At 41.0% G+C, this 23,908-nt stretch carries 23 protein-coding genes and 1 pseudogene; 9 read left to right on the top strand and 15 right to left on the bottom strand.

Annotated elements, in window-relative coordinates; genetic code table 11:
• Nucleotides 1-54 precede the first annotated feature (54 nt).
• Nucleotides 55-864, top strand: a complete 810-nt coding sequence (gene mutM, locus PSF16_RS11590; protein WP_036962540.1) for a bifunctional DNA-formamidopyrimidine glycosylase/DNA-(apurinic or apyrimidinic site) lyase — start codon at nucleotides 55-57, stop codon at nucleotides 862-864.
• Between the two features lie 3 nt (nucleotides 865-867).
• On the opposite strand, the gene coaD is transcribed toward mutM, so the two are convergent.
• Nucleotides 868-1,353 carry a pantetheine-phosphate adenylyltransferase gene (gene coaD / locus PSF16_RS11585; protein WP_006660572.1) on the bottom strand — a complete coding sequence of 162 codons (486 nt, stop codon included), beginning with the start codon at nucleotides 1,351-1,353 and terminating at the stop codon, nucleotides 868-870.
• 214 nt (nucleotides 1,354-1,567) lie between these two features.
• Between coaD and waaA the strand changes: the two genes are divergently transcribed.
• Both waaA and PSF16_RS11575 read left to right on the top strand, forming a co-directional pair.
• Nucleotides 1,568-2,845 carry a lipid IV(A) 3-deoxy-D-manno-octulosonic acid transferase gene (waaA, locus tag PSF16_RS11580; RefSeq protein WP_006663224.1) on the top strand — a complete coding sequence of 426 codons (1,278 nt, stop codon included), beginning with the start codon at nucleotides 1,568-1,570 and terminating at the stop codon, nucleotides 2,843-2,845.
• Between the two features lie 206 nt (nucleotides 2,846-3,051).
• A complete protein-coding gene (locus PSF16_RS11575) occupies nucleotides 3,052-4,515 on the top strand; it encodes an ArnT family glycosyltransferase (protein ID WP_272689278.1) in 1,464 nt (487 codons plus the stop codon).
• Between the two features lie 95 nt (nucleotides 4,516-4,610).
• On the opposite strand, the gene rfaC is transcribed toward PSF16_RS11575, so the two are convergent.
• From rfaC to rfaD, 3 genes are read right to left on the bottom strand one after another with little or no spacing between them, the layout of a single operon-like run.
• Nucleotides 4,611-5,573 (bottom strand): lipopolysaccharide heptosyltransferase RfaC, encoded by a 963-nt coding sequence (gene rfaC, locus PSF16_RS11570; RefSeq protein WP_224120403.1) that lies wholly within the window; start codon nucleotides 5,571-5,573, stop codon nucleotides 4,611-4,613.
• On the bottom strand, nucleotides 5,573-6,619 hold the full coding sequence (gene rfaF / locus PSF16_RS11565) for an ADP-heptose--LPS heptosyltransferase RfaF (protein ID WP_272689277.1): 1,047 nt from the start codon (nucleotides 6,617-6,619) through the stop codon (nucleotides 5,573-5,575). Before rfaF ends, rfaC begins: the two co-directional genes overlap by 1 nt.
• 9 nt (nucleotides 6,620-6,628) lie before the next feature.
• The gene (rfaD, locus tag PSF16_RS11560; protein ID WP_006660567.1) at nucleotides 6,629-7,567 is read right to left on the bottom strand and encodes an ADP-glyceromanno-heptose 6-epimerase; all 939 of its coding nucleotides are present in this window, start codon (nucleotides 7,565-7,567) and stop codon (nucleotides 6,629-6,631) included.
• Between the two features lie 233 nt (nucleotides 7,568-7,800).
• Here rfaD and PSF16_RS11555 point away from each other — a divergent pair, with 233 nt between their 5' ends.
• Together PSF16_RS11555 and tdh are read left to right on the top strand one after the other, a co-directional pair.
• The gene (locus PSF16_RS11555; RefSeq protein ID WP_154631802.1) at nucleotides 7,801-8,994 is read left to right on the top strand and encodes a glycine C-acetyltransferase; all 1,194 of its coding nucleotides are present in this window, start codon (nucleotides 7,801-7,803) and stop codon (nucleotides 8,992-8,994) included.
• A 54-nt stretch (nucleotides 8,995-9,048) separates the two neighbouring features.
• Nucleotides 9,049-10,074: an L-threonine 3-dehydrogenase gene (gene tdh, locus PSF16_RS11550; RefSeq protein ID WP_006660565.1), complete on the top strand. Its 1,026-nt coding sequence runs from the start codon at nucleotides 9,049-9,051 to the stop codon at nucleotides 10,072-10,074.
• 82 nt (nucleotides 10,075-10,156) lie between these two features.
• On the opposite strand, the gene PSF16_RS11545 is transcribed toward tdh, so the two are convergent.
• Complete coding sequence (locus PSF16_RS11545) at nucleotides 10,157-11,230, bottom strand: divergent polysaccharide deacetylase family protein (RefSeq protein ID WP_154631804.1); 1,074 nt, start codon at nucleotides 11,228-11,230, stop codon at nucleotides 10,157-10,159.
• 96 nt (nucleotides 11,231-11,326) lie between these two features.
• Entirely contained in the window at nucleotides 11,327-12,619 is a 1,293-nt protein-coding gene (gene envC / locus PSF16_RS11540; protein WP_006663217.1) for a murein hydrolase activator EnvC, read from the bottom strand.
• Between the two features lie 437 nt (nucleotides 12,620-13,056).
• Here envC and PSF16_RS11535 point away from each other — a divergent pair, with 437 nt between their 5' ends.
• The 4 genes from PSF16_RS11535 (at nucleotide 13,057) to cysE (ending at nucleotide 15,919) form a co-directional block, all read left to right on the top strand.
• Complete coding sequence (locus PSF16_RS11535; RefSeq protein ID WP_230491569.1) at nucleotides 13,057-13,491, top strand: rhodanese-like domain-containing protein; 435 nt, start codon at nucleotides 13,057-13,059, stop codon at nucleotides 13,489-13,491.
• A 66-nt stretch (nucleotides 13,492-13,557) separates the two neighbouring features.
• On the top strand, nucleotides 13,558-14,025 hold the full coding sequence (gene secB, locus PSF16_RS11530; protein ID WP_006660561.1) for a protein-export chaperone SecB: 468 nt from the start codon (nucleotides 13,558-13,560) through the stop codon (nucleotides 14,023-14,025).
• A 9-nt stretch (nucleotides 14,026-14,034) separates the two neighbouring features.
• Nucleotides 14,035-15,063 carry an NAD(P)H-dependent glycerol-3-phosphate dehydrogenase gene (gene gpsA, locus PSF16_RS11525; protein WP_006660560.1) on the top strand — a complete coding sequence of 343 codons (1,029 nt, stop codon included), beginning with the start codon at nucleotides 14,035-14,037 and terminating at the stop codon, nucleotides 15,061-15,063.
• A 34-nt stretch (nucleotides 15,064-15,097) separates the two neighbouring features.
• The gene (gene cysE / locus PSF16_RS11520; RefSeq protein WP_272689276.1) at nucleotides 15,098-15,919 is read left to right on the top strand and encodes a serine O-acetyltransferase; all 822 of its coding nucleotides are present in this window, start codon (nucleotides 15,098-15,100) and stop codon (nucleotides 15,917-15,919) included.
• Between the two features lie 6 nt (nucleotides 15,920-15,925).
• On the opposite strand, the gene PSF16_RS11515 is transcribed toward cysE, so the two are convergent.
• The 9 genes and pseudogenes from PSF16_RS11515 to PSF16_RS11475 form a co-directional block, all read right to left on the bottom strand.
• Nucleotides 15,926-16,186, bottom strand: coding sequence for a Txe/YoeB family addiction module toxin (locus PSF16_RS11515; RefSeq protein ID WP_006663216.1), 261 nt, complete (start codon nucleotides 16,184-16,186; stop codon nucleotides 15,926-15,928).
• The gene (locus PSF16_RS11510; protein WP_006663215.1) at nucleotides 16,179-16,433 is read right to left on the bottom strand and encodes a type II toxin-antitoxin system Phd/YefM family antitoxin; all 255 of its coding nucleotides are present in this window, start codon (nucleotides 16,431-16,433) and stop codon (nucleotides 16,179-16,181) included. The genes PSF16_RS11515 and PSF16_RS11510 overlap by 8 nt, the downstream gene beginning before the upstream one ends.
• Nucleotides 16,434-16,536: 103 nt before the next feature.
• Nucleotides 16,537-17,040 carry a tRNA (uridine(34)/cytosine(34)/5-carboxymethylaminomethyluridine(34)-2'-O)-methyltransferase TrmL gene (gene trmL, locus PSF16_RS11505; RefSeq protein ID WP_006660558.1) on the bottom strand — a complete coding sequence of 168 codons (504 nt, stop codon included), beginning with the start codon at nucleotides 17,038-17,040 and terminating at the stop codon, nucleotides 16,537-16,539.
• Nucleotides 17,041-17,184: 144 nt separating this feature from the next.
• Nucleotides 17,185-19,266 carry a polysaccharide biosynthesis tyrosine autokinase gene (locus PSF16_RS11500; RefSeq protein WP_272689275.1) on the bottom strand — a complete coding sequence of 694 codons (2,082 nt, stop codon included), beginning with the start codon at nucleotides 19,264-19,266 and terminating at the stop codon, nucleotides 17,185-17,187.
• A 27-nt stretch (nucleotides 19,267-19,293) separates the two neighbouring features.
• Complete coding sequence (locus tag PSF16_RS11495; protein WP_036967040.1) at nucleotides 19,294-19,722, bottom strand: arsenate reductase/protein-tyrosine-phosphatase family protein; 429 nt, start codon at nucleotides 19,720-19,722, stop codon at nucleotides 19,294-19,296.
• A gap of 5 nt (nucleotides 19,723-19,727) precedes the next feature.
• Entirely contained in the window at nucleotides 19,728-20,876 is a 1,149-nt protein-coding gene (locus tag PSF16_RS11490; protein WP_272689274.1) for a polysaccharide export protein, read from the bottom strand.
• Between the two features lie 352 nt (nucleotides 20,877-21,228).
• On the bottom strand, nucleotides 21,229-22,251 hold the full coding sequence (gene galE / locus PSF16_RS11485) for a UDP-glucose 4-epimerase GalE (RefSeq protein WP_272689273.1): 1,023 nt from the start codon (nucleotides 22,249-22,251) through the stop codon (nucleotides 21,229-21,231).
• Between the two features lie 22 nt (nucleotides 22,252-22,273).
• Nucleotides 22,274-22,384, bottom strand: a pseudogene (locus tag PSF16_RS11480) (UDP-glucose 6-dehydrogenase); the annotation flags it as partial.
• 346 nt (nucleotides 22,385-22,730) lie between these two features.
• On the bottom strand, nucleotides 22,731-23,908 hold a 1,178-nt coding region (locus tag PSF16_RS11475; RefSeq protein ID WP_272689272.1), incomplete at its 5' end, for an O-antigen polymerase.

The raw sequence follows: 23,908 nt of genomic DNA, 5'->3' as shown, positions 1-23,908 counted from the left end.
GAATTCAACTTAGAAGAAATGATTGAATTTATATAAGAGAGATTGGAGCTCACCATGCCAGAACTACCCGAGGTTGAAACCAGTCGCCGAGGTATTGAGCCTCATTTGGTTGGTAATACAATTAGTTATGCGATTGTGCGTAATGAACGTTTACGTTGGCCGGTCAGTGAACAAATCAAACGTTTATCTGATGAAACCGTGCTAAGTGTCCAACGCCGGGCAAAATATTTGCTGATTGAGCTGCGCAAAGGATGGATTATTGTCCACTTGGGCATGTCTGGTAGTGTCAGGATTTTAACCGAAGAACTTCCAGAAGAAAAACATGACCATGTAGACCTTATTTTAGGTGATGGAAAAGTTTTGCGTTATACCGACCCTCGACGTTTTGGTGCATGGCTTTGGTGTGAGGATTTAGCATCCAGCTCTGTGCTTGCCCACTTAGGTCCTGAGCCTCTCTCAGATGAATTTAACCCTCAGTATTTATTTGATTTAGCGGCAAAACGTAAAGTTGCGGTTAAGCCGTGGTTGATGGATAACAAAGTGGTTGTTGGGGTGGGAAATATTTATGCTAACGAAGCGCTATTTGCGTCAAAAATCTCACCAGAAAAATTGACGAACACACTGACACTCAATGAAATCACTGAACTCGTGACACAGATTAAAAAAGTGCTGCAACGTTCGATAGAGCAAGGTGGAACGACTCTGAAAGACTTCTTACAGTCAGATGGGAAGCCTGGTTATTTTGCCCAAGAGTTGTTTGTTTATGGGAAAAAAGGTGAGCCATGCTCTTTATGTGGAACACCGATTGAAAGCATTAAACAAGGGCAGAGGACAACCTTTTATTGCCCTCAATGTCAGAAGTAACTGCTAGATTTTATTGAGCTTTTTCAGCATGGCCTCGGCGACAACCGGCGGTAAAAACGACGAAATATCCCCATCATGAAGCGCAACATCCTTAATTAAAGAGGATGAAACGAAAGACAAACTTTGTGATGGGAGTAAAAACACGGTTTCTAAATCGGGAACAAAGTGGCGGTTCATATTGGCTAGCTGCCATTCATACTCAAAATCCGCGACTGAGCGCACTCCACGAATTAAAATATTCGCACCATGCTTTTGGGCAAAGCTTGCCATTAACTCTGAAAAACCAACAACTTCCACATTATCCAAATGAGCGGTTACTTGCTTTGCCAGTTCAACGCGCTCCTCCAAATTAAACATAGGGCTTTTGCGTTGGCTATTTGCGATAGCGAGTAGGACATGATCAAACATTGCGGCGGCGCGGGTTACGATATCAACATGCCCAGAGGTAATCGGGTCAAAGGTGCCCGGATAAATAGCTTTATGGTTCATAATATTGCTATCTCGTTGTTTATTAGTGCTTATTCTAATATATAAAGATGAATAAGTGACGGTGAAATCCACATTAACGGCAATTGGGTTCTGTTGCAACAAGCACGGATAGGTATACATTTATTTTAAGTCTAATTTTAGGCACAGATTCTACACACTTTCAGTAATGGTTTATGGTAAGATACCGCCAATTTTGGTAAGTGAATCAGATCGAATGCTATTGCGTGTATATCAGGTACTTCTTTATCTCATCCAGCCACTAATTTGGATACGCTTATTACTGCGTAGCCGTAAAGCGCCTGCGTATCGTAAACGCTGGGGGGAACGTTATGGCTTTTGTAGCGGAAAAGTCGTTCCGAAAGGTATCTTGTTGCACTCAGTCTCGGTGGGGGAAACTCTTGCGGCTGTGCCTCTAGTTCGCGCATTACGCCATCACTATCCATCACTCCCTATCACTGTCACTACAATGACTCCAACAGGCTCGGAGCGCGTCCAGTCTGCTTTTGGCGATGATATCAGCCACGTTTACCTACCTTATGATTTACCGGGTTCAATGAACCGTTTTCTTAAACAAGTTGACCCTAAGTTGGTCATTATTATGGAAACGGAATTATGGCCCAATATGATCAACCAACTGCATAAGCGAAATATTCCATTAGTGATCGCCAATGCTCGATTATCTGAACGTTCAGCCGCGGGTTACCAAAAACTAGGTAGCTTCGTGAAACGTATGCTGCAAAACGTCACGATGGTTGCGGCTCAACATCAAGAAGATGGTGAGCGTTTTATTCAATTAGGATTAAGGCGTAAGCAGTTAGAAGTGACGGGAAGCTTAAAATTTGATATTTCCGTTACCCCTGAACTGGCGGTTAAAGCCATTACATTACGCAGACAGTGGGCGGCACACCGACCTGTGTGGATTGCGACGAGCACCCATGAAGGTGAAGAAGCCATTGTTTTACAGACACATCAACAATTGCTGCAAAAGTTTCCTAATTTATTGTTAATTTTAGTCCCAAGGCACCCTGAGCGTTTTGCTAAAGCGGAAGAGTTGACGCAAAAGGCTGGACTCAGTTTTATTCGACGTAGTAGTGGCGCTATCCCATCTCCAGAAACGCAAGTCGTTATTGGTGATACCATGGGGGAGCTTATGCTGCTTTATGGAATTGCAGATATTGCTTTTGTTGGTGGCAGTTTAGTCGAAACTGGCGGGCATAATCCCTTAGAAGCCGCGGCTCATGCACTACCAGTTTTAATGGGACCGCATACCTTTAATTTTAAAGATATTTGCGCGAAGCTCATTCAAGCTGATGGACTGATTACCGTAACAGACAGTGAATCCATGGCTCAAGCGGTTACGAGCTTATTGTCTGATGAAGATTACCGCTTGTATTATGGTCGTCATGCGGCTGAAGTATTGCATGAAAACCAAGGCGCATTACAACGCTTACTGAAATTACTACAGCCTTATTTACCCCCAAGAGAACAATAATATTTAGCAAAAATATTGTTAACTTGAATATTACTATAATGAGTAATGACAATTTCTCTCATTTCTAATTATTTTGTTTAAAGTATAGTAAACTATCCAGTCACATTTTTGCATACTCGCTCGAGTTAGGGGGCATCCTCTAAATCTCGAGATAAAATAATGCGTATTTCCCTTTAACTTTATTGATAAATTTCGCTGAAAAAAGAATGCCAACTACCAATCAACCAGCCTCAAATAAGTATTTGTATCTTTGGATCATTGGCTATGCCATCGCCTGGATCCTTGCGAGTTTCTTTTTTGACCCAACGGTTCCCTATGATACCGTCGAAGCGGTGAACTGGGGAATGAATGGTGAATGGGGGTCGCCAAAAAACCCTTGGTTCGTGGGCATGATGATGTGGCCAGCCATCCATCTGGGTATTTCTTATAGTTTCTATTGGTACTTTAGCCATTTTGTCGGTATTGCATTTGGGCTACTCGGGGTATGGAAATTAGCGTATCGATTAACCGGGCGTCGAGACCTTGCATGGTTTGCGATGCTGATGATGAATTTATCTGGTGTTATTAACTTCGATATCATTCCTTATAATGATAACTATATTTTAGTAACACTCTGGCCGTGGGTACTCTACTTTTTTCTTCGCTCTGTTGAAGATAACCCGCTGTGGTGGCTACCGTTTGCTTTGGTTGCAGGCCTCGCTACGATGGGGAAATATTCTACATTAGCCTTAGTTGGTTCAGTGTTCTTGCTAACTGTATTTGTGAAGCAAGCCCGCCAAAGCTACCGCCATCCGGTATTTTATCTCGCGATAGCACTTTGGTTTGCTATGATACTGCCAAACTTATTCTGGCTAATAGAGAGTGATTTTTCTGCCTTTAAATGGGTAGGTTCGCAAATTGATCCTGGTTTTAATTTACATACGACTGAAGCCGCATTAAGTGTGTTTTATCCACTGATCATTGCAGCCATTATTTTGTATTGTTGTGGTGGAAAAATTGGTTGGCCAAAAGCATTATCTAATCGCATGGCAAACTTTATTATTTTATTTCCATTAGCGGTTATTTACGGTTGGTTTTCGTTCCATGATGGCGGACGAATTACGGAATGGCTACAACCATTTATGATGGTATGTGCACCTTTGTTTGTTGGTTCAATCACGGTAATGCCAAAGAAATCTCTGAAAAAACCATTAATTGGTTTAGTAGTGGTTGGCGTATTGATGATTCTGGGCTACTTGATTGTTCAAGCAGGAAATATTCGTGGCGCTGGTCAAAAGTTCATTGGGGTGAAAACCTTAATTGCTGAAGGCGAGCAGCGTTGGTACCAGCGTTATGGCACACCAGTGAAATATGTCGGCGGAGAGGATAACTTGCATCAATGGTTTATTATCTATGCTCAAGATAGACCACATGTTATTCAGCCGTGGACGCTAGAAAATCATATGCCACCAAATGTGTATAACCGTGATATTACTGAAGCAGAAATTCGTGAACATGGTGCTATTTTATTAGGTCGTAAATATGATGATTGTGCACATGAAGATTTTGCGAAAGTACGTAAATTCTGGCCACAGTTTACGATTGAGAAAGAAGATGTCGTTTATCGTTCTGAACCGGATGCTGAGCCGAAAACCATGTGTTTTGGATTTATCGCGCCCGAGAAAAAATAGCAATCTTCTTCTGTATTGAGAAATAATGAAGTGGTCAAATGACCGCTTCATTTTTTTGGATCCCATACTGTAGATGGGAAGCTAGAACAGGTAGTTTAAAGATAGGCACTTAATTGCTGAAAAACAGTATTGGCTGTAATGCTATCCATACATTTATCCGCGCTTTTTATCTCATTTTGTCCCTTCCCATAACCACCAATTAAGCCTGGATCGGTGGGACCAAATAGAGTGAAGTTTGGTTTATCTAAGGCCGCAGTCAAATGGCTTAAACCAGTATCAACAGAAACTACCGCTTTAGCATCCGCAATTTGTTGTGCGACTTGTGCTAGCGTTAATTTTGGTAAAACTTCAACAAAATCAAAATCCTCTGCTAACCTCATTGCGCGTTGGCGTTCATGTTCTGCACCCCATGGGAGCTTCACCTTCAGTCCAGTTTCTTTCATTAACTGAATAAGTTCACGCCAATGAGACTCAGACCAATGCTTATCATCACGCGTGGTCGAGTGTAAAAACACCACATAAGGTGCGACAGCTTCGTGACTGGATTGCGAAAAGTGGCGAGCAATCGCGTAATCACCTTGCGTTGTGGGGCAGCTGTATCCAAGGCTTTTGGCAAATAACTGGCGAATACGCTCTACAGCATGCTGCTGTTTACTAATGGAATAACGATGGTCGTAGAAGAAACTGGCGATCGGTTCTCGAATACTATGGCGATCATAACCATGTTTAGGACCATGAGCGAGACGAGTCACTAGCAATGCACTTTTAAGTAACCCTTGTGCATCGATAATCGCATCGTAGTGCGTTTCTTGTAATTGGCGACGAAATTCTGCACGTTCAGCTCGAATGGGTGCAGAAAACCAATTTTTTCGCCAACGGCGAATGGCGACAGGAATCACTTTGTTTACAGCACTATGCCATGTGGGAATTTGAGCAAATCCCTCTTCAACCACCCAATCAAACTGAATATCTGGTATCGCAGCCTGCGCATCTGTCAATGCAGGCAGAGAGTGTAAAACATCTCCCATAGATGATGTTTTTACTAATAACACTCTCATTATTTAATACCTATATTTAAACGTGTAAGGGCATCAAGTACCATCTGAGGTTGAATATCGATTAAACTTTGATGATAACCACTCTCGCCATCACCTTTACGGACTTTGTGATAACCCGTGATGAGGCGTATCACTTCCGCTTTATCTGTTAGTGGGGGAGTGAAGTCTGGGCTACTTGGTCCATACAAAGCGACGAGTGGTTTACCCAGTGCGGCAGCAACGTGCATGAGACCAGAGTCATTGCTCACCACGGCTTGGCAAGAATCAATAAGGTTAACCGCTTGTTCTAATGACGTTTTCCCAGCAAAATTAAGGCATGAATTGCGAGCACTGTCAGTTAAACTTTGACGGATCTCTTCACCTGCGTCATGGTCTTTTTGAGAGCCAAATAACAGCACTTGATAGCCTTGCTCACTAATCAATTTTTCGGCAAGAGCGGCATAGTGGTAGTGTGGCCAACGTTTGGCTGGACCAAATTCCGCACCTGGGCAAAAACCAATAATGGGGCGAGAAGAATCAATATTGAACTGGCGAACGGTTTCATCAACGTGTTGTTTATCCGTGACTAATTTCGGCCATAAAATAGGCGCAGGGATATCTTCGGCTGATTTAATACGTTGTTTATCATACGCCAATGCGACATAGCGCTGAACCATCAACGGAAATGCTTGTTTATTTAATGGGCGTAAATCGTTGAGCAACCCATAGCGCATTTCACCACGCCATCCAGTTCTTTTGGCTATTTTGGCAAAGAAAGGAACCAATGCAGACTTTAACGAGTTCGGTAAAACAATCGCCTGATTGTAGCCATTTTTGCGCAATGTGATACCTAATTGGCGACGTTCGCCAATTTCTAACTTTCCATGCCCTAATGGCATGGAAATGGCTTCAGATACCTCGGGCATTTTTGCCAGCAAGGGACGGCACCAGTCTGGTGCCATAACATCAATTTGAGCATGAGGATGCAGCGCCTTGATCGTGCGATAAAGACTCTGGGACATCATCATATCCCCTACCCACGAGGGACCGATCACCAATATTTTCATAAATGAGGATTACGCGTCCTTATTCAGCCATTGCATATATTCGGTGACGCCTTCGGCAACCGTTTTAAACGGTGCAGTATAGCCAGCAGCACGTAGTTTAGTGAGATCCGCTTGCGTGAAGCTTTGGTAGCGACCTTTTAATTTCTCTGGGAATTCAATGTATTCAATCGCCACATTTTTATCTTTATGGAATGCAGTCACTGCATCGGCTACCGCTTGGAAAGATTCTGCACGACCTGTGCCACAGTTAAAAATGCCTGAAACGTTGTTTTCCCAGAACCATAAGTTTACGGCAGCAACATCACCGACATAAATAAAGTCACGGCGGAAAGTCTCACTTCCTTCAAACAGTTTGGGATTTTGTCCTTCATTAATCTGTTTATTTAAGTGATAAGCCACGCTTGCCATGCTGCCTTTATGGTTTTCATTTGGTCCATATACGTTGAAATAGCGGAAACCACAGACTTGCGATTGCGCTTCCGGCATGATGTTACGAACATATTGGTCAAATTGGAATTTAGAGTAGCCGTATACGTTCAGCGGTTTTTCAAATTCGCGTTCTTCGATGAAATTATCGCTACGTCCACCGTAAGTAGCAGCAGAAGAAGCATATAAGAATGGAATTTCACGCTCTAAACAGTAATGCAGTAGCTCTTTAGAAAATTGATAGTTGTTGTCCATGATGTACTTACCATCCCACTCAGTGGTGGATGAACAAGCACCTTCATGGAAAACGGCATCAATATCGCCAAAATCATCACCAGCAATCACGCTCACGATAAAGTCTTCTTTATCCATATAATCGGCGATATCGAGATCAACGAGATTGGCAAACTTAGTACCATCTTTCAGGTTATCAACCACTAGAATATCGGTGCGACCTATTTCATTCAGAGCTTTAATAATATTGCTGCCAATAAAACCAGCTCCGCCAGTGACTACGATCATCGTGAATACCTCAAGTGGGTTAAGAATAAATGGGATATAAAATTGGGGTCTATAATAACACCTCTTTGTGCAGACAACAGTATATCGACCAGATAATTGTCCTAGTTGTCATACCTCTTTAAAGGGAATTATCGTGATCTTGTCTACAAACTTAACTTATTTGCTCACCAGATATCGCTAGTTCTAGTGACTATAATTAAACTCTGTAAACAACTTCTTTACAGGAACAAATCATGTCAGAACAATTTTACCAGCAGATTAAACAACAATTGGTGCAAATAGAAGCTGAGGGCTTGTTTAAACATGAACGCATTATAACGACATCTCAAGATGCGGATATTGAAATCCAAGGTGGGCAGCGCGTTATTAATTTTTGTGCAAATAACTATTTAGGCTTAGCCAATCATCCCGCATTAATTGAAGCTGCAAAACAAGGAATGGATAGCCACGGTTTTGGTATGGCATCAGTGCGCTTTATTTGTGGAACCCAAGATAGCCATAAAGTTCTTGAAAAGAAAATTGCGGATTTCCTTGGAATGGACGATGCGATTTTATATTCATCCTGCTTTGATGCGAATGGCGGACTGTTTGAAACGCTGTTAGGACCTGAGGATGCAATTATTTCTGATGCGTTAAACCATGCATCTATTATTGATGGTGTTCGCTTATGTAAAGCCCAGCGATACCGTTACAGCAATAACAATATGACGGAATTAAAGCAACGTCTTGAAGAAGCTAAAGCCGCAGGGGCACGCCATATTTTGATTGCCACTGACGGCGTTTTCTCGATGGATGGTGTGATTGCGGATTTAAAAACAGTCTGTGATCTTGCGGATGAGTATAACGCATTAGTGATGGTTGATGACTCTCATGCGGTTGGTTTTGTTGGTGAAAATGGTCGCGGTAGCCATGAGTACTGTAAAGTGATGGGGCGCGTTGACATTATTACTGGCACATTAGGAAAAGCATTGGGTGGCGCATCAGGTGGTTATACTGCTGCCAAAAAAGAGGTGATTGAGTGGTTACGTCAGCGCTCTCGCCCTTATTTATTTTCTAACTCTCTTGCGCCAGCCATTGTCGCCGCCTCGATTAAGGTGATCGATATGATGACCGATGGAAAAGAGCGTCGTGAAAAATTATGGCGTAATGCGGTGTTATTTAGAGAAAAAATGTCTGCTGCTGGTTTTACTTTAGCGGGCGCTGACCATGCCATCATTCCTGTGATGTTAGGTGATGCCAAAGTGGCACAGGAATTCGCTTCTGAGTTATTAAAAGAAGGTATTTATGTAACAGGGTTTTTCTATCCTGTTGTTCCGCAAGGACAAGCGCGAATTCGCACGCAAATGTCTGCGGCTCACAGTGAGGAGGATATTTTACACGCTGTTGATGCATTCACCCGTATTGGCAAAAAACTCCAATTAATTTAGTTACGAAATTAATTGAGCCATAAAATTAATGTAGCCATAAATAAAAGGTCGCCTATGAAAGCACTGTCCAAATTAAAAGCAGAACCAGGTATATGGATGACAGATGTTCCGAAACCGGAACTGGGACACAATGATGTGATGATTAAAATCCGTAAAACCGCGATTTGTGGGACGGATGTTCATATCTACAATTGGGATGAATGGTCGCAAAAAACGATTCCCGTCCCCATGGTGGTAGGTCATGAATATATAGGGGAAATTGTTGAGATTGGGCAGGAAGTTAAAGGATTTAAAATTGGTGACCGCGTTTCTGGCGAAGGGCATATCACTTGCGGTCATTGCCGAAATTGCCGTGGAGGGCGTACCCACTTGTGCCGTAACACGATTGGCGTAGGTGTCAATCGCCCAGGGTGTTTCGCTGAGTACTTAGTGATCCCTGCGTTTAATGCGTTTAAAATTCCTGACAATATCCCAGATGAAATAGCATCGATCTTTGACCCATTTGGTAATGCGGTACATACAGCGCTGTCCTTTGATTTAGTCGGGGAAGATGTGCTGGTATCTGGTGCAGGTCCCATTGGTATTATGGCGGCGGCTGTTTGCCGACACGTGGGCGCTCGTCATGTGGTGATCACCGATGTGAACGATTATCGTCTTGAATTAGCAAAGAAAATGGGTGTAACACGTGCGGTGAATGTGAGCCGTGAAAACCTTAAAGATGTGATGAATGAGCTGGGGATGAAAGAAGGATTTGATGTGGCGTTAGAAGTTTCAGGGGCGCCAGCCGCTTTCCAAACCATGCTAGACACCATGAATCATGGCGGCAGAATTGCTCTGTTAGGTATCCCTCCAGCATCGATGGCAACAGACTGGAGCCAAGTGATTTTCAAGGGATTGTTTATCAAGGGAATTTATGGTCGGGAGATGTTTGAAACGTGGTACAAGATGGCGACTTTAGTACAGTCTGGTCTTGATTTATCACCAATCATTACTCATGAGTTTTCCATTGATGATTTCCAAAAGGGCTTTGATGTCATGCGTTCAGGGCAATCAGGAAAAGTGATTTTAAACTGGGACTAAATTAAGTTTAATCAATCGGTTATTTCTAAGGGTTCATAGGCTAAATGCCTTTGAACCCTTTTTATATTCTGCCTATTTATTGCTATGAGGCTTTCTTCCCTGCAATTAAAGGTTGCAAGGCTTTATCTTGATAAATGGCTTCTACCACAAACATGAGTAGGTCAATGCCTTGTAGGCGGGTAGTTGGAAGCTCTATCTCACAAATTCCTAATTCGGTCGGTTTCTCAGATTGTTGAGCGTTTTTATTGGCCTCTGTGAGTTCTGAATTTTCTGGTACGGAGGTTTTGTCAGCGGAGATTGGCTGCGTAGGCTCAGTCAGTTTTTCATCGGATTGACTTGGTATTTTTACTTCAGGCTTTTCTGTTGGTAACGAATGAGTCATACCTTCAGGCTGCATTCTGAGTGTTTTGCGAGGCTCGCCCGTTGCTGATTGATGATTGACTAAAGTGCTGACGGGGACTAATTCAATATCCGCGGGAACTTGAGGAATAAATTTTTGTAATGCTCGTACTGTCGAAGGATGTGGGTGACCAATGGCGACCGCACTACCATGCTTACGTGCGTAGGCAATGGCTTTATTCAGCTGAGTGCGCGTTTCTTCTTCAGATTGGTGGTTATCAATAAAAATATTTCGTTTTGCGGAGGGGACACCGAATTCTTTTGCCGCATTCACAGCTTGTGTATTGCCAATGGTGACGCTATCTAAGAAAAAGAGGTTCGATTGCGACAGAGAGCGCATCACATTGCGCATCCCAGAAAGGCTGGAGGTCATCTCGCTGCCCATATGGTTATTCATTCCTTTAGCGTGAGGAACTCGGCTAATGGCATTTTTGATGATGCGGTCAACCTCTTCCTCACTCATCGAAGGGGCGAGAGTATCCTTTTCAAGTGGTTGTTTACTCAAAGGTTTCATTGGCATATGAATCAAAATATCTCGCCCTTGTTGATAGGCGGTTGCCGCAACCTCAGCACCATGAGGTGAGTTAGGTAAAATGGCAATACTGATTGCCGCAGGTAGCGCGAGTATTTGATTATCTTCTTTTACGCGATAGCCGAAATCATCAATGACAATTGCAAGCTTAGCTGCACTCACCTGAAAGCCAATTATGAGAAGGAGTAAGCTAATCAGTAATTTTACGGGTGAGTGTTTTAACATAATGATTTTCCTAACAGATTATAGAATTAGCGAGAGACTAGAATGTTATCAACTCGCTATCTATTTATTTATGGGTACAGCTATCTATTGATATTTTTATCGACCTAACCATGGACGAGGGTTAACGGTTTTACCTTGACGACGAATTTCAAAATAAAGAGCAGGGCGTTCTTGACCACCACTGCTTCCTACCAAGGCAATCGGCTGACCGGCACGGACTTCTTGTCCGACGTTAACTAGGGCGCTTTGGTTATAGCCATATAAGCTCATATCGCCTTTACCGTGTTCAACGACGACAACCAGGCCGTAACCTTGTAACCAGTCTGCGAGTAATACTCGACCATCAGCGATAGCTTTAACTTGGGTACCTTCATTCGCCGCAATAACCATCCCTTTCCAGCGTAATTCACTGGAGATGACATCACCGTAATTGTGTAGCGTTGAACCTCGTACTGGCCAAATAGCTTGACCGGCTGGACGACCTAAACCGCCTGTTCGGGACATCAGTGATTGCTCACTTTCGGATGGCTTGTAGGTTGCCCCTTTCTGTTTCGCTTTTCGCTCTTTTTCAGCTACTTGAGCACGAATTCGAGCTGCTTCACGCGCTTCGCGTTCCGCTCGAGCTTTAGCTTCACGCTCTGCTTTGGCAATTTTGTCACGTAATCTGGCTTCGTTTTGCTTTAATACCGCTAAGTTTTTTTGATCTTCTTTTAATGCGCTTTCTAAGACAGTTAATGTTTTTTGCCTTGAAGCTTGCGCATTATCTAATTTTTGTTTTTCTTGCTGCTGGCGTGTGAGCGTTGTTTTTTGCTCCGCCTGTTTTTTTTGTTCTAACTGCTTTTGCTCATGCAGTTCTTGAGTCGTTTCTTCCAGCCCAAGAATCGTTTTTTCGCGGGCCTGATTAAGGTAGCCATAGTAGGCAAGAATACGTTCTTCGCGTTGACCTTCTTCACCTTTTAAAAGTAGTGATAAACCTTGATGTTTGCCAAGTCGAAATGCGGCATCTAATTGCTCAGCAAGCAGTTTTTCTTGTTCATTTTTTTTCTTCTGCAATCGACTAATATTGGCGGATAAAGCGGATATTTCTTTATCTAGTTGTTTTAATTGGTTTTGGGTTAGGTGCAAATCACGGCTTGCGGCAGAAATACTTTGTTCTTGTTCTTTCAGTTGCTGGAGGAGATTGCTTTTTTTAGCCTGCTGTTCTTTAACGCTTTTTTCTTTTTCAGCGATACTTTTCAGTAGGTCGTTTAGCTGACCTTTATTTTCGGTGATCGGATTCGCGAGTGCGACATGAGAAGGCGCCAAAGTAAATAATCCCAAACCAAGCAGGGCAGGAATCATTGCCTGACGAACAAAAAATGTCTTTATTCGATGGGATGTATGGGCCATTGTGATAGATCACCTCAATTAAATGCAATAACTGATTATTTCATCTGCAAGTCGTGCTTTCCAGTGTTCTCTTAAAAATAGTCATAAAAACGCTTAAAAATTAAGAATGTTGCTATTATGCAACGTAATACTAAGTCAAATTATAGGCGTATTATCACTGATTTTTTTTGTATAGCTAGTTTTAGGGGATTTTTTTCTATCTCGACGGGAATTAATTTATCGTCAAGGTCTAGTCTGAGCATGTTTATGTTAAAATGCTTGCGTGCAGCTTCGAGGAAAAATTTCTTTTTTTCAGTAAAAAGGTGTTAACTCTGCGAGTGTTTTCGCAAAAAAGATATTCTAGTTTGCGCTAACTGGCTGTAATTAGCTCAGCACAAAGGTATACTCTGAACCCTTTGATATTCGTTTTTAACTAACGGGAGTAATTGCCCCCCATGATCCAAGAAATCATGCAATTTGTCGGTCGTAACACGTTTGTTAGTCTGACTTGGATAGTGTTATTTGTTGCTGTGGTCGTGATGACCTTCAGAAGCCTATTCTCTAAAACTAAAGTCATTGCGCGCACTCAAGCGATTGCGATGATCAATAAAGAAGAAGCCATTGTTGTGGACCTACGTACGCGTGAAGAGTTCCGCAGAGGGCATATTATTGATTCAATTAACTTAACACCATCTGAAATTAAAGATAATAATTTGGGTGAGCTGGAAAAACACAAACAAAAATCAGTGATTATGGTTTCTGCGAGTGGTATGGAAGCAGGTAAACCTGCGGAACAGCTAGCTAAACATGGTTTTGAAAAAGTCTTTGTCCTGAAAGAAGGGATCGCTGGTTGGGCGGGTGAAAATCTGCCGCTGGCTCGTGGTAAGAAGTAATCATCCGGCACGGTGTCGGCAACTGAATATATCTCGAAACTCTAATATGGAAGTAAGGTAATTATTATGTCAGAACAAAACAACTCGGAAATGGTATTTCAAATTCAACGTATTTATGCAAAAGACGTTTCATTTGAAGCACCTAATGCACCTCAAATCTTTCAAAAAGAGTGGCAGCCAGAGATCAAATTAGATTTAGATACTTCTTCAACTCAATTAGCTGAAGGCGTATATGAAGTTGTTCTGCGTGTAACAACGACTGCAACATTGGGCGAAGAAACTGCATTCTTGTGTGAAGTTCAGCAAGCGGGTGTGTTCTCTATCGATGGTATCGAAGGAACACAAATGGCGCATTGCTTAGGTGCATACTGCCCGAACATCCTGTTCCCATATGCGCGTGAAACTATCACTAACATGGTGGGTCGCGGTACATTCCCACAATTGAACTTAGCGCCAGTTAACTTTGATGCACTGTTCATGAATTATTTACAGCAGCAACAAGGTGAACAAGCGCAGAACCCTGAAGTTCAATAAGGTCGCTTAATGAATACTGCTTCAATGACAGTGATCGGTGCCGGCTCGTACGGCACCGCTTTAGCTATTACCCTTGCACGTAATGGTCATCAGGTGGTGCTGTGGGGGCATGATCCTGCACATATCCGCAAATTAAACCAAGAACGTAGCAATCAGGCGTTTTTGCCTGGCGTTTCTTTCCCTGATAGTTTATCTCTCGAGACGGACTTAAAAAGTGCCGTTGAAGCGAGCTTGAATATCTTGATTGTCGTGCCTAGCCATGTATTTGGTGACGTACTGAAGCAAATCAAACCGTATCTGCAAGCGGGCTCCCGCATTATTTGGGCAACCAAAGGGCTAGAGAGAGATACTGGACGTTTGTTGCAAGATGTCGCGCGTGAGGTATTAGGTAATGAAATTCCTCTGGCGGTATTGTCTGGACCTACGTTTGCGAAAGAGTTAGCGGCGGGTCTTCCTACTGCAATTTCAGTGGCAGCATCTGATAGCCAGTTTGGTGATGATTTACAAAAATTATTCCATTGTGGCAAAAGCTTCCGTGTCTATAAAAACCCAGACATGATAGGTGTGCAGCTTGGTGGTGCCGTGAAAAACGTGATTGCGATTGGCGCTGGGATCTCGGATGGAATGGGCTTTGGTGCAAATGCTCGTACAGCATTAATCACGCGTGGATTAGCTGAAATGAGCCGCTTAGGTGTGTCATTAGGCGCTGACCCTTCAACATTTATGGGTATGGCTGGGTTAGGTGATTTAGTGCTAACCTGCACGGATAACCAATCTCGTAATCGCCGTTTTGGTATGATGCTGGGAAATGGTGTCAGTGTTGAAGAGGCGGAAAAAGAGATTGGACAAGTGGTTGAAGGCTATCGTAATACCAAAGAGGTGAAAGCCCTTGCGGAACGTGCCGGTGTTGAAATGCCAATCACAGAACAAATTTACCAAATCCTCTATTGCAATAAAAATGTGTTAGAAGCCTCCCAAGCGTTGTTAGGGCGGGCAACTAAAGATGAAATTGCGGATATGCCTAAATTACCAAGCTAATAATAAGCCAATAATAATATAGAAGAGAGCCATTATGTCGCATGAAGAATTGGATAGAATTTGGGGTTACATTAAGGAAGAAGCCAAGGCGCTTGCTGACTGTGAGCCTCTACTCGCCAGTTTTTTTAACGCGACATTACTAAAGCATGATAATTTAGGCAGCGCGCTTAGCTATATGTTGGCAAATAAGCTTAGTTCCCCCATTATGCCTGCCATCGAAGTTCGTGAGATCGTAGAAGAAGCTTATCGCAATGATGAGCAAATGATTTTTTCTGCGGCGATGGATCTTTCTGCGGTACGTTTACGTGACCCCGCGGTTGATAAGTACTCGACTCCTCTGTTGTATTTAAAAGGCTTTCACGCCTTACAAGCCTACCGTATTGGGCATTGGTTATGGGGAGAAGGTCGTAAGGCACTTGCGGTCTACTTACAAAACCAAATTTCAGTTTCTTTTGGTGTTGATATTCATCCTGCTGCACAAATTGGTTGCGGAATTATGCTCGACCATGCGACAGGAATTGTGATTGGTGAGACGGCGATTGTCGAAAACGATGTATCGATCCTCCAATCGGTCACTTTGGGCGGTACGGGTAAAACCTGCGGCGATCGCCATCCAAAAGTACGTGAAGGCGTGATGATTGGCGCCGGTGCGAAGATACTCGGTAATATTGAAATTGGTCGTGGCGCGAAAATTGGCGCTGGCTCTGTGGTATTACATCCCGTTCCTCCTCATACGACAGTGGCGGGTGTTCCTGCTCGTATTGTTGGTAAGCCAACAAGCGATAAGCCATCACTAGAGATGGATCAAAACTTTAATGGTAACGTTGATGGTTTTGAAAGCGGGGATGGGATTTAAATAAAGTCAGTAGTGATAGCGGCAGGCAATGATAACTAATGCGGTATTTTCGATTGCATAAACTAGCCTGTTTGTTTCATCTATTCTACGAGACCAGAAGCCAGCCAAGTTTTCTTTTAGTGGCTCTGGTTTACCTATACCGCTGAATGGCGTTCTTTTCGTGTCTTCAATGAGTTTATTTATCCGCTTTAATGTCTTTTTATCTTGGTTTTGCCAGTATAGATAGTCTTCCCAAGCTTGATCCGTCCATGTTAGAAGTCTACTCATTGATTAGCTTTCTCTCTGAAATCTTACCCGCTTTAAATTGCTCGATGGATTTGTTGAGATGCTCTGCATTTGCAGGAGAGCGCAGTAGATAGATGGTTTCCATTAAACTATTGTAGTATTCCAAGGACATAACTACAGCCGCTTCAGAATCACGGCGGGTTATAATCGTCGTATCCATATCATCAACAACTCTATCAAGCACTGCTTTCAAATTGCTTCTAGCATCACTAAAGGAAATGGTTTTCATTGTATGATACCTGTCTTGTACTATTTATTGTACAAGTCTAGCAGTAACTTAAATGATGTTCAAGATTTGTTCTAAATCTAGCAAGCGGGATAAGCAAGCTAAGCTAGTCTTTCAGCAGCGCACCCGGATATCCAAGCTGGCGCCAAGTTTCGAATACCACAACGGCAACTGAGTTAGACAGATTCATACTGCGGCTTTCAGCTAGCATCGGGATACGAATTTTCTGTTCGATTGGCATATTGTCGAGAACATAAGGCGGCAAGCCACGAGTTTCTGGTCCAAACATCAAATAATCATCTTCCCGATAGCTCACATTGCTGTGGCTCGGTTTACCTTTGGTTGTCAACGCAAACACACGAGCGCCTGTTGGCGACTGATTATTATCAGGATTTAACCCTTCACTTTCTAAGAATGCATAATAATCATGGTGATGTTTGATGTCCGCAAACTCACTGTAATCGAGTCCTGCGCGGCGCAAGCGTTTGTCATCCCAAGTAAAACCCAGCGGGTGAATAAGGTGTAAGCTAAAACCTGTATTAGCACATAAGCGGATGATGTTGCCCGTATTGGGTGGGATTTCAGGTTCGAATAAAACAATATGTGGCATAACGTTAATGGCTATTGGTCTAGATGAAAAAAGATGATGCAGAGTTTACGCGCAAATTTGGAAAGATGCATCTATTGCATGGCACGAGGCTGAAACAGAATAATTTGAGGGTATAAAAAGGCGAGCTAATCGCTCGCCATCCCATTAATACTGGTAAACATAGCGATAATCCTCTGATTTCTTGTGAATACCATTGAGGATCGCACCTGTAATTTCAATATTATTTTGAGCAAAATGTTTAAGAGCACGTTCGAGCTCTTTCACGGTACTGACATCATAATGTGCAATTAGGAGCGAGGTTCCCGCATATTTACCAATAATTGCAGGATCGGTTACTGCAAAAATAGGCGCGGTATCAAGCAGTACCATGTCATATTGATGCTTAAGCGAGTCCAATAAATGTTTAAATTGTTCGCTCATGAGTAGCTCGGAAGAGTGAGAAACACTCTTTCCTCGGCTTATAATATCCAAATTATCAATAACTTGTTTATGAATAATGATTGGGTCAGGATTGTGTTGAGATAAGAACTCTGAAAGCCCCGATTTATTTTCTAAGCCAAAAGTTTTATGGATATGGCCCTTACGTAAGTCGGCATCAATAAGCAGAATTTTTTTACCTGCATTTGCGAGGACAACAGCGATATTTGAAGCAATGAAGCTTTTGCCAATGTTGGGCGACGCGCTAGTCAGCATGACAATGTTATTGTTTTGGTTCATGACTGAAAAATAGATGCTCGTTCTTAATGAACGGATGGCTTCTATTGCAAGATCGCATGGATTTTCAATCGCTAATGGCTTTCGATGTTGATTAGACTGTAATCTTTTTTCATCAAAAGAAAATGGAATGGCGGCATAAACCTGAACACCGAGCGCTTCGATATCTTCAGAATGTTTAATTTTATTATTCAGGCATTCCTTGGCGAGCACATAACCGCTACCGACAATGAAACCTAGAATGGATGCTAAAGCCATAATTAAGGTTTTTTTCGGCGCAATAGGCGCGGGCTGCGATTCTGCCGGGTCAATGATGCGCATATTAGAGGTTATCCCAGCATTGAGTACACTGAGTTCTTGTTGCTTCGCAACCAATTGATTATAAATTGCCTGTTCTGATTCAACATATCGAGTTAGCCGAACAATCTGTTGCTGAGTATTTGGCAGCTGTTGGATATTTTTACTGATACGTTCTTTTTCGAGTAGTAATGTTTGGCGTTTATCTATCAAGGATTGGTAAGCAGGGTGATTACGGGTATATAACTGTTGAATTTCCACTTCTTTGAACGTCAGCTCGTTGAGTTTTTCTTCTATTTGTAATGCGCTTTCAAGTGCGGATTTCGCTTCTAAAGAGAGGTCAATAGACTCATTTTTTTTACGAAAAGCATTTAATTGATTTTCATAATGGTCAAGCTTACTTTTTATTTGGGGCAAATAATTCTCTAAAAAGACCAACGAGTTATCAGTGGATTTTTTCTTATGCTCTATATTTTGATCGATATAATTTTGAATAATGTTATCCAGTATTTTGGTATTTTCTTGCTTATTGAGTCCCTTAATCGATAAATTAATGATTCCAGTACTTTTTCCAAGCTCATTAATGCTGATACGACTACGCAAATTTTCGATAGTGGAAAACCGATCATTTTTTATCAGGGTCAGTTTATCTCCCGTTTCTGCCATGAATGAATTCACTAATAGGCGAATACCCTGTTGCTCTATGGGGAAGCCAATTTTGCCGTGATAAGTTTCCCCTGCAATAGCCAAAGTATATTGATGTTCATTGAGATACGTTAGTGTTGCTGGCTGATCCATTAAGCTAGAGGGTAAATGATATTGCCCAATATCGATGGCGATTGTATTTCTGCTCAGTTTAGGCAACAGCCCTGATGGTGATATTTGAATATCCAAATTAAGGTCTGAGACTGTTTTACCTAAAACCATGCGGGATTTTATCACTTCAACTTCTGATTCTACCGGATTTGCATGACTGCCGAAGGGCATCACGTCATTCATTTGATCTAATAATGATGCTTGGTTGGCTTTGTCATATTGCAGCGTGGCATTAGCTTGATAGATGGGGGCAGCCATAAAACAATATATTCCTGCAATGAATATAAAAATAACAGTCGAAATACTTATTGTTAAATAATTGAATTGTAATGCTTTAAATAAGGCGAGAAGGTCGATTTCATCTGCATTTAGCGATTGGTTTTTTTCTTTATTTATCATTATGTTAGTTTTGCCATCAGTTAAAAATTAAATTTTCCCTTGCCAGGAACTGGCCGCTTGTTCCATAAGTTGATAAACATGTTCAAACATCTCATCACTATGTTTATAGGGATCGGGGATTTCAGATTTGTTTAGCCATTCACCGAATAACATGACTTTGCCGCGAGTTTGCGGAAACTGCTGATAGAGTTTTTGGATATGGTGGTTTTCCATCACAAGGATTAAGTCTGCTGATTGGCATAGGGGTTCAGTTAAACGGCGAGAATAATGCCCCTCTAAAGAGAGATTATGGTTTTTAGCAATACGGATAGCATTGTTATCCGCAGGTTTGTTCAGTGGCGCGATAAAGCCGACGGAATGAATCATTTTTTGAGGGAAAAATAACTGCATTAAGCGTTCTCCAGTGGGGGAACGGCAGATATTGCCCATGCATATAATAAGGATATTATTGAACATAGGTATTACCAGTTATAAATACGCTTAGTACTTTCGGTTAACAGGTTGTATGACGTGATGGTTGGCAAGAGTTGGGTAATTAAACGGTTCCAACGAACAATAGGCGCTGCGGTCACATAAACAAGGTCATAAGGCTGTAATTTAAATTTGGTTCCCATCACTAATGCGGTCGCATCGGATAGATCTAGCTGATAAATAACCGCTATTTTTTGAGGTGGTAGCTCATTTGGCATGTGATTATTCTGCGCTTGCTTATTAATAGGGCGAATCACAAATATACCGGTCGCACTTGCTGTTGTTTGATTGAGTCCTCTGGATTTACTGAGCGCCTCGGTAATACTCATGCCTGCACGGTCGATCGTCAGGGTCGCTGGTTGTTCGACTTCTCCCATCACAAATACTTTTTGTGCATCATTGCGGGGCACATATAGCACATCATTAGGTTGCATTAAGTGGTTCTGGGTTAGGTCGCCATACTGAACTAAGGATTGCAGTGAGATCTTGATTTCTTTGCCGTTACGGGTAAGCACCACGTTATTCCAATCTGCGTTTTCAGTGAGCCCACCTGCCGTATTGAATGCCTCTAAGAGGGTTAGCGGTATATTTGTGATGGGAAGCGCTCCCGCCTTGATGACCTCACCAGAAACATACATTTTTTGTGAGCGAAATGCCGCAATGCTGACATCAACTTGCGGTGTTTCAATATAGGCGGCGAGTCGGAGGCTCACTAATTTTCGTATTTCACTAATTGTTTTTCCGATAACGGATACTTTTCCAATATAGGGATAATACATTGTGCCATCGGAGTGAACCCAATTTCCGGAATCAGCTGCGCTGCGATAAGAACCCGCAGGGATGGTGAGCTCGGGGTGATCCCAAACCGTAATGGCCAATACATCGCCAACGCCAACCCGATAGTCATAAGTGGCTAATTGTTTTTCCAGTTGTGGATTTGGTTTGGCGATCACAGGGGCAATCTGCATTTCATTTAGCAACTGTGGGGAGATAGGGTAGATATCCACAAGCGTATTAATATCATGTTTGCCAGTGTTAATAATGGTTTTTTCTGATGTGGAAATATACGTTCCAGGGACGATTTGGCACCCAGCAATGAGCGCGCTGGCTGCTATAGGAATAAGGTATTTAATCAACATGGTAATCGCCCTAAATCAGGATAGGAAAGCGTGCATTTCAGACATTGAAGTTACACAAACATATAATTCTGGTTGGCATAATAATTTAATTCTTAATTAATATTCAAATATTTTGTCTGAAAAATCCACTTATATAAAAATATAATAGAATAAAAAAGGTTATTGATTTTTTGGATGTTTTTTGTGTAATGACGAGAATGGAATTATTTTTAAGACTTTATTTAAATATTAGAGCGTTATTTTTAGAGTAAAAGAGAGTTAAGGAAGAGAGTTCGAATGGGGGGTATAGAAGGGGGATTTTTAAATATAAAAAAGGCGAGCTGAGTGCTCGCCTTAGTAATGATCAAAACGGTTATTTATAGCCGTTAGGATTTTTTGATTGCCAGCGCCATACATCATCAGCCATATCTTGAATAGAATATTTCGCTTTCCAACCAAGCTCACGTTCTGCTTTTGCTGGCGTTGACCAATATTCAGCGATATCTCCCGCACGACGCTCTGCTATTTTATAAGGAATTGGTTTACCTACTGCCTTTTCAAAAGCAGCGATAACTTCTAGCACACTTGTTCCAGTACCGGTACCCAAATTGTAGATATAAAGCCCAGAACCCTGATTCATATGATTTAATGCAGCAATATGTCCATCAGCTAAATCCATAACGTGGATATAATCGCGGACGCCAGTACCGTCTTTGGTTGCATAATCTCCGCCGAATACGGCAAGTTCTTTACGACGACCAACAGCCACTTGTGCAATAAATGGCGTGAGGTTATTCGGGATTCCATTCGGGTCTTCACCCATCAGACCGGAGTTATGCGCGCCAACTGGGTTGAAGTAGCGTAGTAAGGAAATGGACCATTCGCTATCAGAGATACAGAGGTCAGTTAAAATACGCTCAACCATATATTTGCTCGTGCCATATGGGCTGTTGGTGTTTCCTACGGAGGATTCTTCAGTTAACGGGGTATGTTCAGGCTCACCATATACCGTTGCAGATGAGCTGAATATTAAGCTCTTAACACCCGTCTGACGCATGCTTTGGACTAAAACTAAGGTGCCATTCACATTCACATCATAGTATTCAATCGGTTTTTCAACCGATTCACCTACCGCTTTTAAACCGGCAAAGTGGATTACAGCACTAATCGTATGCTGTGCAAAAATGGCATCAAGTACGGCTTTATCACGAACATCACCTTGATAAAACGTCGGTTTAGTTCCCGTAATGGTTTCAATGCGATTAAGTACTTCAAGGTTAGCATTGTGGAGGTTATCTAAAATGATCGGCTGAATACCTTGCTGGATCATTTGTATGCAGGTATGGCTACCAATATAGCCAAGACCGCCGGTGACTAATACGCTAGGGTTATTCATGGTGAAACCTTGTCTACTCTAATTAATCATTACCAAACAAGTCACGGGTATAGACTTTATCCACCACATCGTCCAGTTCAGGCACCATTCGGTTTGCCAGAATAATGTCACTTTCTGTTTTGAAAGTATCTACTAAGTATGAATTATGTATATATGTAGTGGATTTTTTCACTTGATTTAATGGGGGTAGATTACCAAAAAATAAAGAGCGATCATATATATTAGAGAAAAATAAAGAGGAAAATAAATTTTTTTTATGTAAGTAATTTATCTTGTCGCTTTTAAAATTAATTCTTTCGGTGTCAAAATTCACATGAACATATACATCAATTCGTATACAAAAGGGCTCAATTTTTTCTAGTAACTCACAAAGTAATACTAATGCTCCGCCAGTATTAATATTAACAGCATGAATGCCGACTAACATAGTTTTTCCTTCTTAAATATATTTAAAATGCAACCCTTGTAAAATCATTTAATTAAACTTTTCTACTATAAAAACGACAATAATTAATTAATAACATGATAAATCCTGAAATAAGCAAGAGTTGAATTGTGTATTTTATTAATGGTGAGGTATCATTACGTAGGGATAAAATTGTCATAATCAGAATCAATGGAACTATACATTCAATCAAAGATATTTTCATATAAGATGAATATTTCCAAACTATACGATATAAAAATGAATTCATGATGATTGAATATAAAAACACAAAAATTACAGAATAATATCCAAAGTTCATAAATAATTCACCAATTAAGGAAAATCCTCCACCATGAACACCTGCTGAATATCGAACAGCATCTATTTCAATATTACTATCAACGGATATATCAAAAATATCTCTAATAAAAGAGGGTATAACTAGTGCTATAGAATTTGAATAAGAACTACCAAGTAAAAATTCGTGCATATCAGAGTATTTAAGTATAGCTTCTGACACAATTAAATTAAATAGTGTTAAATATTCAAAACTAAATAGATAGTTTATGATTTCTGTTATGGAATAGGTGTTTACAAATCTAAATGCAACAATTAAGTTAGGTATGAAAGGAGTTATGCATAAAAATAAAAATATTTTTAAATTTATTTTTTTTGTTATTAAAAATGGGATTGCTATAATAAATAGAAACTCAAATATAATTGATCTGGCTTGTAATACACAGATGCTGAAAAAATAAAATAAAGTTAGTATTTTTAAATGCATACTTAGCTTTATATGATTGAGTATGATATATAGGAAAAAAATATTAATTAAAACTCTAAATTCAAATATAAAATTATATGACTCTTTTATTTTATTGATATTAGCATAGTTTCCCCATGACGAGAAAAAAGTAGAAAAATTAATTATTATATAAGAATATAGAAAAAATAATAAAATACGTGAAAATAATCTTTCTTTTAAAGATAAAGATAAAGATAAAGATAAAGATAAAGATGGCATCGTGATAGTTTTATTTTTTTTCTTCTTATAGAGAAGTTTCGCAAGAAATAAGCCTAATAAATATGATAGGAAAATCATAAAATTAAAAGCATAAGTCTCTTTTATTATTTGGTCACTATATGGATACTTAATTAGTGAGCCAAAAAAAACATAATCTAAGCTTCCATTATATAACCAATAAAAATAAGATAATATATGCAATAGGA

The sequence above is a fragment of the Providencia sp. PROV033 genome, from assembly GCF_028484855.1.
GTDB classification, from domain to species: Bacteria; Pseudomonadota; Gammaproteobacteria; order Enterobacterales; family Enterobacteriaceae; genus Providencia; species Providencia alcalifaciens.
The sequence above is the reverse complement of the archived record's forward strand: the minus strand, read 5'-3'. Positions and strand labels throughout refer to the sequence as shown.

Excerpts from the sequence above, each read along its gene's own strand:
- coaD (WP_006660572.1), bottom strand. The coding sequence starts at position 1,353 with ATGAACCATAAAGCTATTTATCCGGGCACCTTTGACCCGATTACCTCT.
- tdh (WP_006660565.1), top strand. The coding sequence starts at position 9,049 with ATGAAAGCACTGTCCAAATTAAAAGCAGAACCAGGTATATGGATGACA.
- secB (WP_006660561.1), top strand. The coding sequence starts at position 13,558 with ATGTCAGAACAAAACAACTCGGAAATGGTATTTCAAATTCAACGTATT.
- rfaF (WP_272689277.1), bottom strand. The coding sequence starts at position 6,619 with ATGAAAATATTGGTGATCGGTCCCTCGTGGGTAGGGGATATGATGATG.
- PSF16_RS11545 (WP_154631804.1), bottom strand. The coding sequence starts at position 11,230 with ATGTTAAAACACTCACCCGTAAAATTACTGATTAGCTTACTCCTTCTC.
- rfaC (WP_224120403.1), bottom strand. The coding sequence starts at position 5,573 with ATGAGAGTGTTATTAGTAAAAACATCATCTATGGGAGATGTTTTACAC.
- PSF16_RS11510 (WP_006663215.1), bottom strand. The coding sequence starts at position 16,433 with ATGAAAACCATTTCCTTTAGTGATGCTAGAAGCAATTTGAAAGCAGTG.
- PSF16_RS11555 (WP_154631802.1), top strand. The coding sequence starts at position 7,801 with ATGTCAGAACAATTTTACCAGCAGATTAAACAACAATTGGTGCAAATA.
- rfaD (WP_006660567.1), bottom strand. The coding sequence starts at position 7,567 with ATGATCGTAGTCACTGGCGGAGCTGGTTTTATTGGCAGCAATATTATT.
- PSF16_RS11515 (WP_006663216.1), bottom strand. The coding sequence starts at position 16,186 with ATGAGTAGACTTCTAACATGGACGGATCAAGCTTGGGAAGACTATCTA.
- PSF16_RS11490 (WP_272689274.1), bottom strand. The coding sequence starts at position 20,876 with ATGTTGATTAAATACCTTATTCCTATAGCAGCCAGCGCGCTCATTGCT.
- galE (WP_272689273.1), bottom strand. The coding sequence starts at position 22,251 with ATGAATAACCCTAGCGTATTAGTCACCGGCGGTCTTGGCTATATTGGT.
- PSF16_RS11495 (WP_036967040.1), bottom strand. The coding sequence starts at position 19,722 with ATGTTCAATAATATCCTTATTATATGCATGGGCAATATCTGCCGTTCC.
- gpsA (WP_006660560.1), top strand. The coding sequence starts at position 14,035 with ATGAATACTGCTTCAATGACAGTGATCGGTGCCGGCTCGTACGGCACC.
- cysE (WP_272689276.1), top strand. The coding sequence starts at position 15,098 with ATGTCGCATGAAGAATTGGATAGAATTTGGGGTTACATTAAGGAAGAA.
- waaA (WP_006663224.1), top strand. The coding sequence starts at position 1,568 with ATGCTATTGCGTGTATATCAGGTACTTCTTTATCTCATCCAGCCACTA.
- PSF16_RS11500 (WP_272689275.1), bottom strand. The coding sequence starts at position 19,266 with ATGATAAATAAAGAAAAAAACCAATCGCTAAATGCAGATGAAATCGAC.
- mutM (WP_036962540.1), top strand. The coding sequence starts at position 55 with ATGCCAGAACTACCCGAGGTTGAAACCAGTCGCCGAGGTATTGAGCCT.
- envC (WP_006663217.1), bottom strand. The coding sequence starts at position 12,619 with ATGGCCCATACATCCCATCGAATAAAGACATTTTTTGTTCGTCAGGCA.
- PSF16_RS11575 (WP_272689278.1), top strand. The coding sequence starts at position 3,052 with ATGCCAACTACCAATCAACCAGCCTCAAATAAGTATTTGTATCTTTGG.
- trmL (WP_006660558.1), bottom strand. The coding sequence starts at position 17,040 with ATGCCACATATTGTTTTATTCGAACCTGAAATCCCACCCAATACGGGC.